Genomic DNA, 13887 nt, shown 5'->3' on the forward strand with positions numbered 1-13887 from the left:
CTGATCAAGCGGCAGTGGGCATGGGCTCGCTGTGGCGATTTCGGAGAATGTTATGGCTGACCTTTTCGTGCGGTCGTCGCCTCTCGACCCGGCCGCGGAGCCGCTGCTGGAGGGGCTGATCTCGGAATATGACGGACGATATGGCGTGGCGAGCCGCCCCGGTGGCGCCCGCTCGGAGATCTTGCGCTACCCCGCCGAAGCTTTCGCGCCGCCGCTCGGTGCCTTTCTGCTTTTGCAGCGTGACGGCGAAACGATCGCGGGTGGGGCGTTCATGAGCCACGACGACGAGACGGCGGAGTTCAAGCGCATCTGGACGCGCCCGGATTTGCGCCGCCAGGGGCTCGCTAGACAGGTTGTGCTGGCACTTGAGGAAAGTGCCGGCGAGCTCGGCTACACGCGGGCATATCTGACCACCGGTTTCCTGCAGCCAGAAGCGTCGGCGTTGTACATCGCCCTCGGCTATCGACCGCTTTTCGATACGGCCGTCGACCCCACCCTCTACCGCTCCCTGCCTTTCGAGAAGCATATCGGCAGGAGGGCAGGGCAGGTCGGCACCTATCCGGTCCATGCGCCCGCCGCGTCATTCGAGGAAGCGACGAAGCGGGTCGCCGCGATCAAGGCCGAGCACGAGGCGAAGGTGTCCTCGCGGCTCGCGAGCTATCGGGCTTCGGCGGCCTAGGCACGCACCGGATCGGAATGTGACGATGACGCAGAAATCTCCCCTGTTGCTCGGTCTCGGATTGGATGCGGGCGGCCATCGCAACGGAGACGAACCCGATTGGCGCGACTTCTGGAGCAGCCTCGTCGCGAGGCTTGATGGCGTCGCAGCGTTCGTGACCCTGGAGGACGGCTTTGCCGATCCCGGCCAGGACGGGCTCGACGCGATCCTTCTGGCCAATTGGCTGGCGCCCCGAAGCCGCGAGATCGGTCTCATCGCCGGGGCGCCGATAAGCTTCGTCGAGCCCTTCCACGTCTCGACGGCGATTGCCACGCTCGACTATGTCAGCGGTGGCTGGGCCGGACTTCTGGCCCAGCGCCTCGACCAGAAGCGTAGCCGCGAGGCCACCCGCGCGATCGGAGAGCTGAAGGGCTTTCCAACGGTCGAACAGCGGTCTCTCGACCGCGACGCGCTGGATGCCGTCGATGTCGTCAGGCGTCTCTGGGACAGCTGGGAGGACGATGCGGTCATCCGCGACACGCAGAGCCAACGCTTCGTCGATGGCGAGAAGCTTCACTATATCGATTTCCAAGGCGCAGATTTCCGCGTGCTGGGACCGTCGATCACGCCGAGGCCTCCCCAGGGCCAGCCCATCGTCGCAGTCAGCTGGGTGGCCGAAACGGATCTGGCCTTCGCGCGCGCCGCCGATGTGGTTTTCGTGCCGGCCAACGGCGATTTTGCAGAAACGCTCGCGAAGCTTAGCGGCGGTACATCGGGGAAGGGGCCAGTCGTCATCGCCGATCTGCGTATCGGCCCGGATGGAAGTACCGCCGAGGATTTGATCGCCGCGGCCGGGATCGCCGCCGCCGATGGCGCCCCAGGTGTCCGCCTGGTCCTGTCCGATCCTCGCACGCAGATCGACCGCGTCACCGGCACGCTGGTGCCCGCTCTTCGCGCTGCAGGGCTGGTCGCGCCACCTGCGGGCGGGAACCTGCGCAGCCGCTTTGGCCTGCCGGCCGCGCGCAATCGCTACGCCGCGGCAGCCTGAGCTCGGAGGAATGCCATGACCAGGAAGCAGATCATCCTCGGGGCGCAGTTCCCCGGGGTCAATAATTTCACGGTGTGGAGCGATCCGGCCGCCGGCAGCCAAATCGAATTCTCGTCCTTCCGGCACTTCGCCGAGACGGTCGAGCGCGGCAAGTTCGACTTCATTTTTCTCGCCGAAGGGCTGAGGGTCCGGGAGCAGAAGGGGCGCTTCCACGAACTGGATGTCGTCGGCCGCCCAAACACGCTGGCTATCCTCACTGCGTTGGCTTCGATCACCGACCATGTCGGGCTGATCGGGACGCTGACCACGACATTCAACGAGCCTTATCCGCTCGCACGTCAGCTCGCGACGCTCGATATCCTGTCCGGTGGGCGGGCCGGCTGGAACGTCGTGACGTCGCCAGGTGCCTTCACCGGGGCGAACTTCCGTCGCGGCGATCATTTGCCGTTTCGCGAGCGCTACGAGCGCGCGCGGGACTTCCTTGAAACCGCGCGCTCGATCTGGAGAGGCGGCGACTTCTACGCTCGCACGCCTCACTTCGATATCGCGGGACGCACCGGCACCGGTCCGTTGCCGCAAGGCGCTCCGGTCATCGCGCAGGCCGGCGATTCCGACGAGGGCAGGGAGCTGGCTGCGGGCCATGCCGACCTCATCTATTCGCGCCACGGCACGCTTGAGGAGGGAAAGGCCTTCTATGCGGATGTGAAGCAAAGGCTCGCCAAACATGGCCGCAGCCGCGACGCCCTGAAGATACTGCCGGGTGCCAACTTCGTTCTGGGCGATACGCTGGAAGACGCTCTGGAAAAGCAGAAGACCATACGACTGCAGCAGGTGAGCCCGAAGAACGCCATCGTTTTCCTCGAGCAGGTCTGGAATCGCGACCTCTCGGCCTATGATCCGGACGGTCCTCTGCCCGACGTGGATCCCGACGTCGCGGTCGAGCAACTCGCCCAGGGGCGTGCGGCGCGCTACGATAACCGGTTGGAGACTGCGCGGGCCTGGCGTGATCTGGCCGAGCAGGAAAAGCTCAGCATCCGCGAACTCATCATCAAGGTGACCGGCCGCAAGCAATTCGTCGGGACGCCTGCCCAGGTCGCCGAGGAGATCGATCGCTACGTTCAGGAGGATGCGGCGGACGGGTTCGTGTTCGCGCCCCATCTCACGCCGGGCGGCTTCGACGAATTCGTCGAGAAGGTCATTCCGATCCTGCAGGAGCGCAAGGTCTTCCGGCGGGATTATGCCTCCTCCACGCTCCGCGGAAACCTCGCTCTTCCCGAGGCGTGGCAGCCGGTCGCCAAGGCAGTGTAGCGGGCGCCCCGCCGCTTCCGGCGCCGCTCAGAGCGGCGCCGGAACTGCCTGCGTTATCGGTTGCTCATCGCGAAGCAGCGGCAAGAGCTGCGAGCCCTGGCGCTCGATCTCGGCGAGATAGGGCGTGTCGGACAGAATGAACTTGGTGATCCCGAGATCGCGATACTTCTTCAGCGACTGGGCGACGTCCGCGGCCGAGCCGACAAGCCAGGTCGTCCCCGCGCCGCCTCCGCCGAATTTGCCCGGCGCGGTGTAGAGATTGTCGTCGAGCACCTCGCCGCGCTGATGCAGGTCGAGCAGACGTTGCTGGCCGACGGCCACCGCGCGCTGATGGTCATTCCAGCCTGCGCCCCGGCTTTTGGCCATCGCCGCGACCTTGGCCTCCGCGTCGGCCCAGGCTTGCTCCGTCGTGTCGCGGACGAGCGTCGTGATGCGCAGCCCGAACTGCAGCGGTGGAAGCTCCCGGCCGAGCCGATGGCCGACCGATTTGAGACGTCCGATCCGCAGCGCGATCTCGGCGAGCGGCTCGCCCCAGAAGAGCTGGACATCGGCATCGGTCGCGGCGACGCGCTCAGCCGCTTCCGACGCGCCGCCGAAATAGAGCTTGGGATGCGCCCTGCCTTCCCGAGGCTGCACTCTGGGTACGACGGTCGAGTTCGTGACCGAAAAATACTGCCCGCGAAAACTGACGGCTTCCTCGGTCCAGAGCTTGCGAACCAGCTGCATGAACTCCCTGGTCCGGGCGTAGCGCTGTGACTGATCGCCTTCCTCGTCTCCGTATGCGGCGAGGTCGTCCTGTCCCGATACGATATTGATCCGCACGCGACCTCCGCTCAGATGGTCGAGCGTCGCCGCGGCCGAGGCCAGATTGGCGGGCCGCCAATAACCCGGGCGGATCGCAATCAGCGGTTCGAACGTCTTCGTTCGTGCGGCCAGAGAGGTCGCGACGGTAAAGGTATCGGGCCGCCCCCAGCCCGTCCCGATAAGGGCGCCTTTCCACCCGAACCGTTCCAGCGCGAGCGCATGGCTGGTCAGGGTATCGAGGCTGTTGTGGTCGCGGGTGGCGGAATCGCCACGATGACCGGGCTTAACATCGTTTGGGATGTACCAGAGAAATTCGCAGGATTCCGTCATGGGGTCCGTCTATCGATATCTATTTCCATTCAGGCAAATCGCCTCTGTAAAAATTTTTACTCCGATAACAACAGAATTAATGTTTTGAATTGTGATAATAACGAAGAATATGTTCTCTGATATCTGGTCGTCTGTGGGTTTTTCCTCTCTTGTCGCCGCTTTTATTTTCGGAGCCATCTGCTGATGGCGGAAGGTTCATGCATCGGTCACGGGCAAGTGTCAGGGCGCCGGCCAGATTCATCTTCGAAGGGAGAGCCTGCACGAGAGCGTTCGACGGCATTGTCGCGTGACGGTGCCGCTTCTGCCTGGGCATAAGGTGGTCGTTTTGGCTGGTCGTTGCCAATAGAATTACCGATTTCATTCGGTGTAATATTGAGTGAATGTGCCACCTCTGAGGAGTGAATAAAGGTATATTTATCTCTCCGGGGCGAAGGGTACTGATATATCGTCATAAAGCTTGTCGATTTTGGCATAGATATTTGATTTTCAATACTTTTTTGAAATGCGTTTCTCTTGACCCCTTGCGCGCCGAAGCGGCATCGTCTGCCGCGGTAACTGCGGCACGGCGAGGCTGTCCGCAGGCTTTACGAGCGAGGTCCGCGATGTCCGCAAACGCCCGCCAGCTGACGCTGAATCTGTTCATCTATCCAGGCGGTCACCACGAGGCCGCCTGGCGCTATCCCGCTTCCGAGCCGAAGCGCGTGCTCGACATCACCTATTATCAGGAGCTCGCGCGCCGGGCCGAGGCCGCCAGGTTCGACGCAATTTTCTTTGCGGACGGTCCTTCGCTGCCAGAGAACGTTCGGTACTCGTCGCGGGTGCGCTTCGAACCCCTGACATGGTTGTCCGCCATCGCGGCAGTGACCGAGAGGATCGGGCTGATCGCAACCTCCTCGACGACCTATAACGAGCCCTACAATCTCGCCCGGCTCTTCGCCTCGCTCGATCATCTCTCCAACGGGCGTGCCGGCTGGAACATCGTCACGACCAGCGATGCCGGCGCCGCGCAGAATTTCGGCTTGCCCGAGCACCCGCCACATGGCGAGCGTTATGAGAAGGCGCGCGAATTCCTCGATGTCGTCAGCAAGCTCTGGGACAGCTGGGAGGATGAGGCCTTCGTCGCCGATCCAGAGAGCGGCGTCTTCGCGGATGGGGACAAGGTCCATCGGATCGATCATGTCGGCCGGCATTATCGGGTGAGGGGGCCGCTCAACGTCTCGCGGTCGCCACAGGGCCGGCCGGTCTATGTGCAGGCCGGTTCCTCGGAAGACGGTCGTTCCTTCGCTGCCCAGTTCGCCGAAGCGATCTTCACCGCGCATCAGACGCTGGCCAGCGCGCAGGAATTCTACCGGGATATCAAGGCGCGCGCCGTCGCGCTCGGCCGCCGGCCGGAGCATATCCGGGTCCTGCCCGGCATCAGCCCCTTCCTCGGCTCGACGCAGGCCGAAGCCGAGAGGCTGGAGGATGAGATCAACGAACTCATCCAGCCGGCGGCTTCGCTCGAGCAGCTCAAGCGCATGATCGGCCTCGACCTGACCGGCTTCGATCTCGACGGCCCGTTCCCGCGGCACCTCGTCGACACGAGCGGGCCGAAAGGCGTCGCCAGCCGCTTCCAGCTCATCGTCGACATCGTCGACCGCGAGAGCCCGACCATTCGCCAGCTCATTCGCCGCCTCGCCGGCGGGCGCGGGCATCGCGTGGTGGTCGGGACGCCGGACCATGTCGCCGACGAGATCCAGACATGGTTCGAGCAGGACGCCGCGGACGGCTTCAACGTGATGCCGCCCTATCTCACCGGAGGTTTCGACACGTTCGTCTCCGAGGTGGTTCCGATCCTGCGAAAACGCGGCCTGTTCCGGCAGGAGTATTCCGGCTCGACGCTGCGCGAACACTATGGCCTGCCGCGCCCGGAGAGCGTCTTCGCAGCGGATCAGCGCCAGAGCGCTTGAGCCGTCACTGCGGACCAAGGGACAAAAGGCCCGGATGCACTGGCATCCGGGCCTTGCTGTTTCTCGGATGGGTTCGCTTGGCCCGTCAGGCCGCAGGCTCCGCGCGACGAGGGGAGGGGGAAAGCCCTCAGGCGACCCGGCGCAGATCGGCATCGGTGACGCCGAGGCTGCGCAGCAGTTTCGTGCGGACCTCGGCGAAGCGCACCTCGCGGGCCGCATGCTCTTCCGGGAGCGCGATCGGCTGATCGATGATGAAGCGGCCCTGATCCAGGACGAGCACGCGCTGTGCGAGGTGGATGGCCTCGTCGACATCATGCGTGACGAGCAGCACGGCCGGGCGGTGCCTCGCGACGAGATCGAGCAGCAGGGCCTGCATGCGCAGCCGCGTCAGCGCGTCGAGCGCGCCGAAGGGCTCGTCGAGCAGCAGCAGATCCGGTGAGCGCACCAGCGAGCGGGCCAGCGCCGCGCGTTGCTGCTCGCCGCCGGAGAGCTGGGTGGGCCAGGCTTCGACCCGCTGGGTCAGCCCGACCTCTTCAAGCGCAGCCAGCGCGCGCTCGCGCGGCCGCTCGCCCTTCAGGCCGAGCTCGACATTGTCGAGGACACGTTTCCAAGGCAGCAGCCGCGCATCCTGAAAGACGACGGACACGGCGTCCGGCGTGTCGTAGGTGCCTTCGCCGGGTACGCCGTGGTCGAGACCGGCTAGCGCGCGCAGGAACGTGCTCTTGCCCGAACCGGAGCGCCCGAGAAGGGCAACGGACTCGCCGCGCCCGATGGTCAGGTCGACGCGGTCGAGGATGGTGCGCGTGCCGTAGCGGCGGGTCAGGCCGCGCACGTCGACGACGGGGCGAGCGATCAGTCCGCGAGGATCTTGCGCCACGGAAGGGCCTTTCGCGTGATAAGGCGCACGAGCCAGTCGGAGCTCAGCCCCAGGGCGGCGTAGACTGCGAGGCACAGGATAATGACCTCCGTCTGCCCATAGGTGCGCGCGAGGTTGATCATGTAGCCGAGGCCGCTCGTGGCGTTGACCTGCTCGACGACGACCAGTGCAAGCCAGGAATAGGTCACGCCGAAGCGGAGCCCGAGCAGGAAGCCGGGCAGGGCGGCGGGCAGCACGACGTGGCGCAGGAACTGCCAGTTGCTCAGGTCAAGCGTCTCTGCCAGCTCGATGTAGCGCGCATCCGTCGAGCGCAGCCCGTCATGGGTCTGGATGTAGATCGGCGCGAAGGTGATCAGCGCGATCGTCAGGATCTTCATCGGCTCGCCGATGCCGAACCAGAGCATCAGCAGCGGGATCAGGGCAAGTGCCGGAATTGCGCGCTTGATCTGGATCGGGCCGTCGACGAGGTATTCGCCGATGCGGCTCAACCCGGCTACGATACCAAGCGAAGCGCCAGCGACGATGCCCCAGAAAAGCCCCCAGAAGGAACGTTGAAACGAGGTCCAGAGGTTCTCCTGCAAGCGCCCGTCGGCGATGAGCTCATAGCCGGTCGTCACGACGGTCCAGGGCGGCGAGAGGATGCGGTCGTCGATCGCGCCGGTGGCACTCCCGGCGCTCCAGAGCACCAGCAGCAGCACGGGCCCGAGCGCGGGACCAAAGCGCCAGGCCGGCCCCGGTCCAAGCTTGCGCTTGCGCCTCGCCCCGTGGCCGGTGGAACCGGCATCGTGCGACCGACCGAGGACGCGGAAGAGCAAAGGGCGCGGCCGGGCCGAGCGGAGAGCGCTGCCTTCGATCGAGAGGTCCGCCATCGTACTACTCCCCGTCGCGGTAGGCTTTGCCGGCGACCGTCTCGAAACGGCGGTCGAACAGAGTTCCGGCCTTGAACGGCGGCTTTTTCAGCTCCTCCGCAAGCAGGTCGACGGTTTCCTGCAGGCGTTCGGTGGCGGCGACCCAGTCGAGCGGAACGTCAGGGCTGCCGTTCGACTGGACCAGGAAGCGACCGGCGTCTTCCTTGAGGCCCTGGTCCTTGACGTAGTAGCCCTTGATCCACTCGTCCGGATGCGTCTCGATCCATTTCGTCGCGCGGCCCCACGCCGCGACATAGGCGCGGATCGCCGCCGCCTTGTCGGCATCCTCCAGCGATGTCTTGGCAACGTAGAGGAAGGACGGATCGTCGCGCAGTGCATGCGCCAGAACCTTCGCGCCGTCGCGCTCATAGTTCTGGGCGAAGCGCTGCTTGTTCGCCTCGGCGATCGGCGCGGCATCGACGAGCTTGCTGGCGAGCGCGTTGACATAGGTGTCGCCGACGCTCGGCAGTTCGATCAGGTTGACGTCGCTTCGTTCGAGCTTGAGCTTCTTCAGCACGCGCAGGACGAGGGCGCCCTGGGCCTGACCGGGGCTGAAGGCAATCTTGCGGCCCTTGAGCTCCTCGAGCCTCGCGATACCGGAGCCGGGAGCGGTTGCGATGACGTAGATCGGGTTGGCCACCGGATCCAGCCTGTATTTCGTCGCCACGATCCGCGTCTCGAGCCCGGTCCAGCGGGCATGGATCGGCGGGATGTCCGCGACAGAGCCGACATCGAGCGCCTTCGCCCGGAAGGCCTCGATGGTCTGCGGGCCGCCGGAGATGTTGGCCCATTCGACTTTGAACGGCAGCTTCGCGAGTTCGCCTGACAGCGTCAGCGCGACACGCGTCTGCGGGTCGCCGATCACGAGCTTGGTTCCCGGCGCGATGGCCTCCGGAATCGGCGCATCGTCAGCGAGCGGCGCGGCGCTCGCCATCGGAGAGAAGGCGATTACGGCCAGGACGGCTGCAACGGCGCGATTGATGGGGCGCAGTGCCATGTTTCGGCTTTCGGATACGGAAATGACAGCCATGAGCATGTGCACTACGGGGGTATTAGTCTATAGAATTGATATTCTAATATGCCGGCGCATGGGAATGGTTTGGGCCGCGGCCGAGCCGCCGGAAGGAACGGCTTTCCTGCTTCCGGGGCGTCAGAAGAGCCCAGGTTAGGGAGCGGCGCCCCTTTGAGTGCGTGGGCCCTGGCAGTCAGCGCCTTCGTAGCCTGCCGGATTGTGCGAGGAGAGCGTACGGGCGTTGCGTCAATAGCGGCCGAGATTCTGGCGAAGTGTCGGGGCGGAGGCGCCCCCGACATCGAACAGGGCCGTCGCCGAGCGCAGCGCGAACTCGTCGACGATCACTTTCGTCTTGGCCGCGGTGACGGCCGCCTGATGGGAAAGCGCGGCTAGCTTCTTATCGGCCGGATCGATGGCGAGCACCGCGGCGACGGCGTCGATCGCGCCACTTACGGGGGGCGTCCGGCGCTCGAAATAATCGATCGATTTGAAAATCTTGAACGCCGTCGGAGGTTCAAGAAAGATTGTGGTAGCGGGAGAGGGACTTGAACCCCCGACACGCGGATTATGATTCCGCTGCTCTAACCAGCTGAGCTACCCCGCCACGGACATCGTAGCCGGCTGGGCCGGCTCGTCGTCGAGGCGCGGTATATGCGCCGCGACATGGTCGCGTCAAGCCTTGGATCGCGAGTTATCAGCAGAAGCGAGCTTGCGCAGGCGGACGACCTTGAAATAGCCGCGCCCGACATGGACGGTTTCGTAGCGGCCCGTCGCCTTCGCCCAGTCCGTCAGACGGCTGACCTTGAAGTCGGAACTCCAGCCGACCGCCTTCGACAGGGGAGCAACGGCGCTCCAGAACGGCGCGAGGAGGCCGCCGTCATCGACGAGGCGGCTCGAGATGATGATCTCGCCGCCCGGCTTCAGGACGCGGTCCATCTCGGTCAGCGCCTGATCGGGATCGGGCACGAGGGTGATGACGAATTGCGCGGTCACGGCATCGAAGCGCTCGTCGCCGAAGCCGAGGCGGCAGGCATCCATCACCATCAGCCCGTGGACATGCCGCAGATTCTGGCTCGCGACCTTGCGATGCGCCACCTTGAGCATGTCGAGCGAGAGATCCGCGCCGAGGACGCGCGTTTCCGGCGTGAAATACGACAGGGTGAGGCCGGTGCCGACACCGATTTCCAGGATGTCCGAACCGCAGGCACAGGCCGCGGCGACCGCCTCGCGCTGCGGGCGTGCCAGCATGCGCTGATAGATCCGGTCGTAGAACTTGGCCCAGGTCGCATAGACGCGCTTCTGGGTGTCGAGATGGTCTGTCACCGGCATGGTAGGAAATCCGAGCGGAAAGGCGGGAGCCTGTCAGGACAGGGCGAGCGCCGCGGGCGCGGCGGTGGCCGGGATGGCGAGAGGCCGGCGCAGGATGGTGCCGCCGCCGAGCACGCGAGAGCCCGGGCCGGCATTGGCGTAGATCACGCAGGCCTGGCCGGGCGACACGCCTTCCTCGTCACCGGCAAGCTCGATGCGCAGGCCCTCCGCATCGCGGAAGAGGCGGGCTTCGCGCGGCGCGCGGGTCGAGCGGACGCGCACCGCGACGTCGAGACCTTCCGGTGGCAGAGCATCGAGCGTGGTTTCGCCGAGCCAGTTGAGATCGCGCAGCCGGACCTCGCGCACGCTCAGCGCCTCGCGCGGGCCGACGATGACGCGCGCGGTGTCGGCATCGAGACGCAGCACATAGAGCGGCTCGGCCGCGCTGAGCCGCAAGCCCTTGCGCTGGCCGACGGTGTAGTGGAGCACGCCCTCATGGTGGCCGAGGACACGCCCGTCGAGGTGGACGATGTCGCCGGGCCGGGCGGCGCCGGGTTTCAGCCTCTCGATGACATCGGCATAGCGGCCGTTCGGCACGAAGCAGATGTCCTGGCTGTCGGGTTTGTCGGCGATGGCGAGGCCGAGCTCGGCGGCGAGCGCGCGGGTCTGGGTCTTGTCGATATGGCCGAGCGGGAAGCGCAGCAGGTCGAGTTGCTGCTGCGTCGTCGCGTAGAGGAAGTAGCTCTGGTCCCTGCTGGCGTCGGCGGCGCGGAACAGGCCGCGATGGCCATTGCCGAGGTCGCGGCTGACGACATAGTGGCCCGTTGCCAGCGCGTCGGCGCCGAGCTCCTTGGCGAGATCGAGCAGGTCGCGGAACTTGACGGTGCGGTTGCACTCCACGCAGGGGATCGGCGTCTCGCCAGCGAGATAGCTCTCGGCGAAGCGCTCGATGACGGCGTCGCGGAAGCGGCTTTCGTAGTCGAGGACGTAATGCGGGATGCCGATCGCCTCGGCGACGCGGCGCGCGTCATGGATGTCCTGCCCGGCGCAACAGGCGCCGGCGCGGTGGACGGCGGCGCCGTGATCGTAGAGCTGAAGCGTGACGCCGATGACGTCATAGCCCTCGCGCTTGAGCAGGGCGGCGACCACCGAGGAGTCGACGCCGCCCGACATCGCTGCGACGACGCGCGTGGCCGCGGGCGGCTTGGCGATGTCGAGAGAGTTGCGGGGTGTGGTCATCGTCTGCGGAGGCGTCCGTGGCTCGAAACTGCGATCTTTGCGCGTCTGCGGGCTCTATACCGGCTTTGGCCGCATGCTGCCAGCAGGATCGGCAAATCCTGCCGGCTTGCGGTCCCTGCATCGGCGTTTCTTGCCGTCGGCGGTTGCTATCATCGCGCTAACATATTGATTCCGAAGTACTTTGGTCTGGCGTGCAACTTGCTGGTGGCGGGCGGGTGTGTTGTTGCCCACACCGTGGAACCGTTCATGTCGATCCAGCCCGTCTTCAGCAATCAGCGAGCTCCCGAGGCTCCCGCTTCGCGCCGTCGCGCCGAGGGCGGGGAGGGAGAGGCCTTTACTCTGCCCGAGCTGCAGGACGAGAGCGACGCCGGGGCGGAAAAGGGCACGAGCACCAAGACAACCGACAAGACCGGTGCGGTCGAAGAGGCGGTTGCTGTGGCTGCGGCCTCCCAGGCCGAGAAGATTTCGGCGACGGCGACCGGAAAGGGCGAGCTTGCCGTGAAGCCGGGCGATGTCGTTGCCAAGCCGTCCAAGCCCCAGCAGGCGGGAACGCAGGCGGATGCTCCCGCCACCGGGATCGATTTCCTGATCGCGATGGCGGCTGCGCAGGCCGAAGCCGCCGCGGTTCAGGGCGGTGAGGGAAAGCCGAAGGCGGATGGCCAGGCGAAACCCACCGAAGACGAGCAGAAGCCGACCAAAGCCAAGACGGACGATGGCTCGGCCGACGCGGCAAACCCAGTGCCCGGTGCGGATCAGATCAAAGCCGTTGCAGAGCCGCCTCATCCCGTCGCGATAGCGACGCTTGTATTGCCGGTTCCGGCCTCCGCTGCCGGAGGAGGCGCGCCGCAGTCTGCGAATGCATCTGCGATCGTCGTGGGTGACGGAGCGAAGCCGCAGGCGCTTCCGCTTCCCGGCTTTGCCAAGGCTGACGCGAATTCGGCGAAGGCCGCCGAAACGGTCGCGGCCGAGGATGCGGCGCCGGTGGACGGCAAGGCACCGCCGACGGCAGGCCATGTCGCCGAGATCAAGGGCACGGAAGAGAAGGCGCCTGTTGGCGCGGCCTCCAAGGCTGACGGAGCGCCGCCTGCGGCGGATCCGAAGCTGTTAGACAGCTTGCAGCAGGCGCTCGGCCCTCTCGATCTCTCGACCATGCTGCAGCAGGCGTCCGGCAAGCCGGCCCATGACCGCCTTGTCCAGCCATTCGATCCGAACCTGGCGGCGAACGGAGCCACGCCTGCTCAAGGTCAGGGCGTCGCGAGCGGCCAGCCGACGCCGGTCCATATGGTGCCGATCGAGATCGGCATGCGCGCGATGTCGGGTTCAAGGCAGTTCGACATTCGCCTCGATCCGGACGAGCTCGGACGGGTCGACGTCAATCTGTCGATTTCCGACAAGGGCGAGGTCAGCGCCAGACTGGTCGTCGACCGGGTCGAAACCCTGCATCTCCTGCAACGCGACGCCCGCACGCTGGAGCGCGCCTTCGAGCAGGCGGGTCTGAAGCCGTCGGACGGCGGCGTCGATATCAGCCTGCGCGATCCCTCCGATCAGTCGGCCTTCCGTCAGAACCGCCAGCATGACGAGGCGCCGCAACGTCCGCGTGTGCCGCAAGGCAATGAGCGGACCGACGAGGCTGCCCTTTCCACCGATCCCGCCCCGCAGCGCCGCCTCGTGCGGCTCGGCGGCGTCGATCTCAGCATCTGACCAAGGACAAGAGCCATGGCTGTTTCCGGGACAAGCGGCACGTCCGGCACATCGACCACCAGCAACAGCACGGTCACCGGCGGCACGACCGGGATCGCGAACAACTTCGACCAGTTCCTGACGCTGCTGACGACGCAGCTCAAGAACCAGTCGCCGCTCGATCCGCTCGACACCAACCAGTTCACGGCCCAGCTCGTTCAGTTCGCCGGCGTCGAGCAGCAGCTCAAGACCAATGAGACGCTGAGTTCGCTGCTCAGCCTGAACGCGGCCGGCACGGCGACCAATGCGGTCGGCTTCATCGGCGCCAAGATCACGGCCGATGGCGCCACCACAAGGCTGATCGACGGCAAGGCCGAGTGGAAGGTCAACATGGCTTCGGCGGGAACCGCGAACGTCACGATCAAGGATTCGAAGGGCAACGTCGTCCAGACCGCGACCAAGACGCTGGTCGCCGGTGACCAGTCCTATAGCTGGGACGGCACGACCTCGATCGGCTCCAAGGCGCCGGATGGCGAGTACACCATCACGATCGATGCGAAGAACGTGGCGGGTGAGTCCGTTACGGCCAAGACGCAGATCAGCGGTATCGTCGACGGCGTCGACTTCACCTCTTCGATCCCGATGCTGAAGATCGGCTCGATCAGCGTGCCGATCGACAAGGTGAAGAGCGTGGTGCGCAGCGAATGAGCCGGGGCGAATCAATCGTGGAGATACCGCACGATCGTTTTAGCCAATTTTTAAAGCC

Annotated in this window: 13 protein-coding genes and 1 tRNA gene; 6 read left to right on the forward strand and 8 right to left on the reverse strand. The window is 65.6% G+C overall.

Features of this window, described 5'->3' with window-relative positions; genetic code table 11:
- Positions 1-52: 52 nt before the first annotated feature.
- From AC1DNE_RS00245 to AC1DNE_RS00255, 3 genes are read left to right on the forward strand one after another with little or no spacing between them, the layout of a single operon-like run.
- Positions 53-679, forward strand: a complete 627-nt coding sequence (locus AC1DNE_RS00245) for a GNAT family N-acetyltransferase (RefSeq protein ID WP_476808679.1) — start codon at positions 53-55, stop codon at positions 677-679.
- A 25-nt stretch (positions 680-704) separates the two neighbouring features.
- Positions 705-1706 carry an LLM class flavin-dependent oxidoreductase gene (locus AC1DNE_RS00250; protein ID WP_476764991.1) on the forward strand — a complete coding sequence of 334 codons (1002 nt, stop codon included), beginning with the start codon at positions 705-707 and terminating at the stop codon, positions 1704-1706.
- 15 nt (positions 1707-1721) lie between these two features.
- The gene (locus AC1DNE_RS00255) at positions 1722-3014 is read left to right on the forward strand and encodes an LLM class flavin-dependent oxidoreductase (protein ID WP_476840868.1); all 1293 of its coding nucleotides are present in this window, start codon (positions 1722-1724) and stop codon (positions 3012-3014) included.
- Positions 3015-3041: 27 nt separating this feature from the next.
- On the opposite strand, the gene AC1DNE_RS00260 is transcribed toward AC1DNE_RS00255, so the two are convergent.
- On the reverse strand, positions 3042-4148 hold the full coding sequence (locus AC1DNE_RS00260; RefSeq protein ID WP_476764993.1) for an LLM class flavin-dependent oxidoreductase: 1107 nt from the start codon (positions 4146-4148) through the stop codon (positions 3042-3044).
- A gap of 602 nt (positions 4149-4750) precedes the next feature.
- On the opposite strand from AC1DNE_RS00260, the gene AC1DNE_RS00265 reads away from it, so the two are divergent.
- Entirely contained in the window at positions 4751-6097 is a 1347-nt protein-coding gene (locus tag AC1DNE_RS00265) for an LLM class flavin-dependent oxidoreductase (RefSeq protein WP_476764994.1), read from the forward strand.
- A gap of 127 nt (positions 6098-6224) precedes the next feature.
- Here AC1DNE_RS00265 and AC1DNE_RS00270 read toward each other — a convergent pair whose 3' ends face one another.
- From AC1DNE_RS00270 to mnmA, 7 genes are all read right to left on the reverse strand, one after another.
- The gene (locus AC1DNE_RS00270) at positions 6225-6974 is read right to left on the reverse strand and encodes an ABC transporter ATP-binding protein (protein ID WP_476764995.1); all 750 of its coding nucleotides are present in this window, start codon (positions 6972-6974) and stop codon (positions 6225-6227) included.
- Positions 6950-7843, reverse strand: coding sequence for an ABC transporter permease (locus tag AC1DNE_RS00275; protein ID WP_476764996.1), 894 nt, complete (start codon positions 7841-7843; stop codon positions 6950-6952). Before AC1DNE_RS00275 ends, AC1DNE_RS00270 begins: the two co-directional genes overlap by 25 nt.
- Positions 7844-7847: 4 nt before the next feature.
- Positions 7848-8879, reverse strand: a complete 1032-nt coding sequence (locus AC1DNE_RS00280) for an ABC transporter substrate-binding protein (protein ID WP_476764997.1) — start codon at positions 8877-8879, stop codon at positions 7848-7850.
- 261 nt (positions 8880-9140) lie between these two features.
- Complete coding sequence (locus AC1DNE_RS00285) at positions 9141-9317, reverse strand: hypothetical protein (protein WP_476764998.1); 177 nt, start codon at positions 9315-9317, stop codon at positions 9141-9143.
- 104 nt (positions 9318-9421) lie between these two features.
- A tRNA-Met gene (locus AC1DNE_RS00290) sits at positions 9422-9498 on the reverse strand.
- Between the two features lie 68 nt (positions 9499-9566).
- On the reverse strand, positions 9567-10223 hold the full coding sequence (locus tag AC1DNE_RS00295; protein ID WP_441469964.1) for a class I SAM-dependent methyltransferase: 657 nt from the start codon (positions 10221-10223) through the stop codon (positions 9567-9569).
- A 33-nt stretch (positions 10224-10256) separates the two neighbouring features.
- The gene (mnmA, locus tag AC1DNE_RS00300; RefSeq protein ID WP_476840869.1) at positions 10257-11441 is read right to left on the reverse strand and encodes a tRNA 2-thiouridine(34) synthase MnmA; all 1185 of its coding nucleotides are present in this window, start codon (positions 11439-11441) and stop codon (positions 10257-10259) included.
- A gap of 246 nt (positions 11442-11687) precedes the next feature.
- Between mnmA and AC1DNE_RS00305 the strand changes: the two genes are divergently transcribed.
- Both AC1DNE_RS00305 and AC1DNE_RS00310 read left to right on the forward strand, forming a co-directional pair.
- Positions 11688-13142 carry a flagellar hook-length control protein FliK gene (locus AC1DNE_RS00305; protein ID WP_476765000.1) on the forward strand — a complete coding sequence of 485 codons (1455 nt, stop codon included), beginning with the start codon at positions 11688-11690 and terminating at the stop codon, positions 13140-13142.
- A 15-nt stretch (positions 13143-13157) separates the two neighbouring features.
- Entirely contained in the window at positions 13158-13829 is a 672-nt protein-coding gene (locus AC1DNE_RS00310) for a flagellar hook assembly protein FlgD (protein WP_441469961.1), read from the forward strand.
- The last annotated feature ends 58 nt before the right edge of the window (positions 13830-13887 follow it).

The organism is Allobosea sp. 05L423, assembly GCF_056397745.1.

Excerpts from the sequence above, each read along its gene's own strand:
- AC1DNE_RS00245 (WP_476808679.1), top strand. The coding sequence starts at position 53 with ATGGCTGACCTTTTCGTGCGGTCGTCGCCTCTCGACCCGGCCGCGGAG.
- AC1DNE_RS00250 (WP_476764991.1), top strand. The coding sequence starts at position 705 with ATGACGCAGAAATCTCCCCTGTTGCTCGGTCTCGGATTGGATGCGGGC.
- AC1DNE_RS00255 (WP_476840868.1), top strand. The coding sequence starts at position 1,722 with ATGACCAGGAAGCAGATCATCCTCGGGGCGCAGTTCCCCGGGGTCAAT.
- AC1DNE_RS00260 (WP_476764993.1), bottom strand. The coding sequence starts at position 4,148 with ATGACGGAATCCTGCGAATTTCTCTGGTACATCCCAAACGATGTTAAG.
- AC1DNE_RS00265 (WP_476764994.1), top strand. The coding sequence starts at position 4,751 with ATGTCCGCAAACGCCCGCCAGCTGACGCTGAATCTGTTCATCTATCCA.
- AC1DNE_RS00275 (WP_476764996.1), bottom strand. The coding sequence starts at position 7,843 with ATGGCGGACCTCTCGATCGAAGGCAGCGCTCTCCGCTCGGCCCGGCCG.
- AC1DNE_RS00280 (WP_476764997.1), bottom strand. The coding sequence starts at position 8,879 with ATGGCACTGCGCCCCATCAATCGCGCCGTTGCAGCCGTCCTGGCCGTA.
- AC1DNE_RS00295 (WP_441469964.1), bottom strand. The coding sequence starts at position 10,223 with ATGCCGGTGACAGACCATCTCGACACCCAGAAGCGCGTCTATGCGACC.
- mnmA (WP_476840869.1), bottom strand. The coding sequence starts at position 11,441 with ATGACCACACCCCGCAACTCTCTCGACATCGCCAAGCCGCCCGCGGCC.
- AC1DNE_RS00305 (WP_476765000.1), top strand. The coding sequence starts at position 11,688 with ATGTCGATCCAGCCCGTCTTCAGCAATCAGCGAGCTCCCGAGGCTCCC.
- AC1DNE_RS00310 (WP_441469961.1), top strand. The coding sequence starts at position 13,158 with ATGGCTGTTTCCGGGACAAGCGGCACGTCCGGCACATCGACCACCAGC.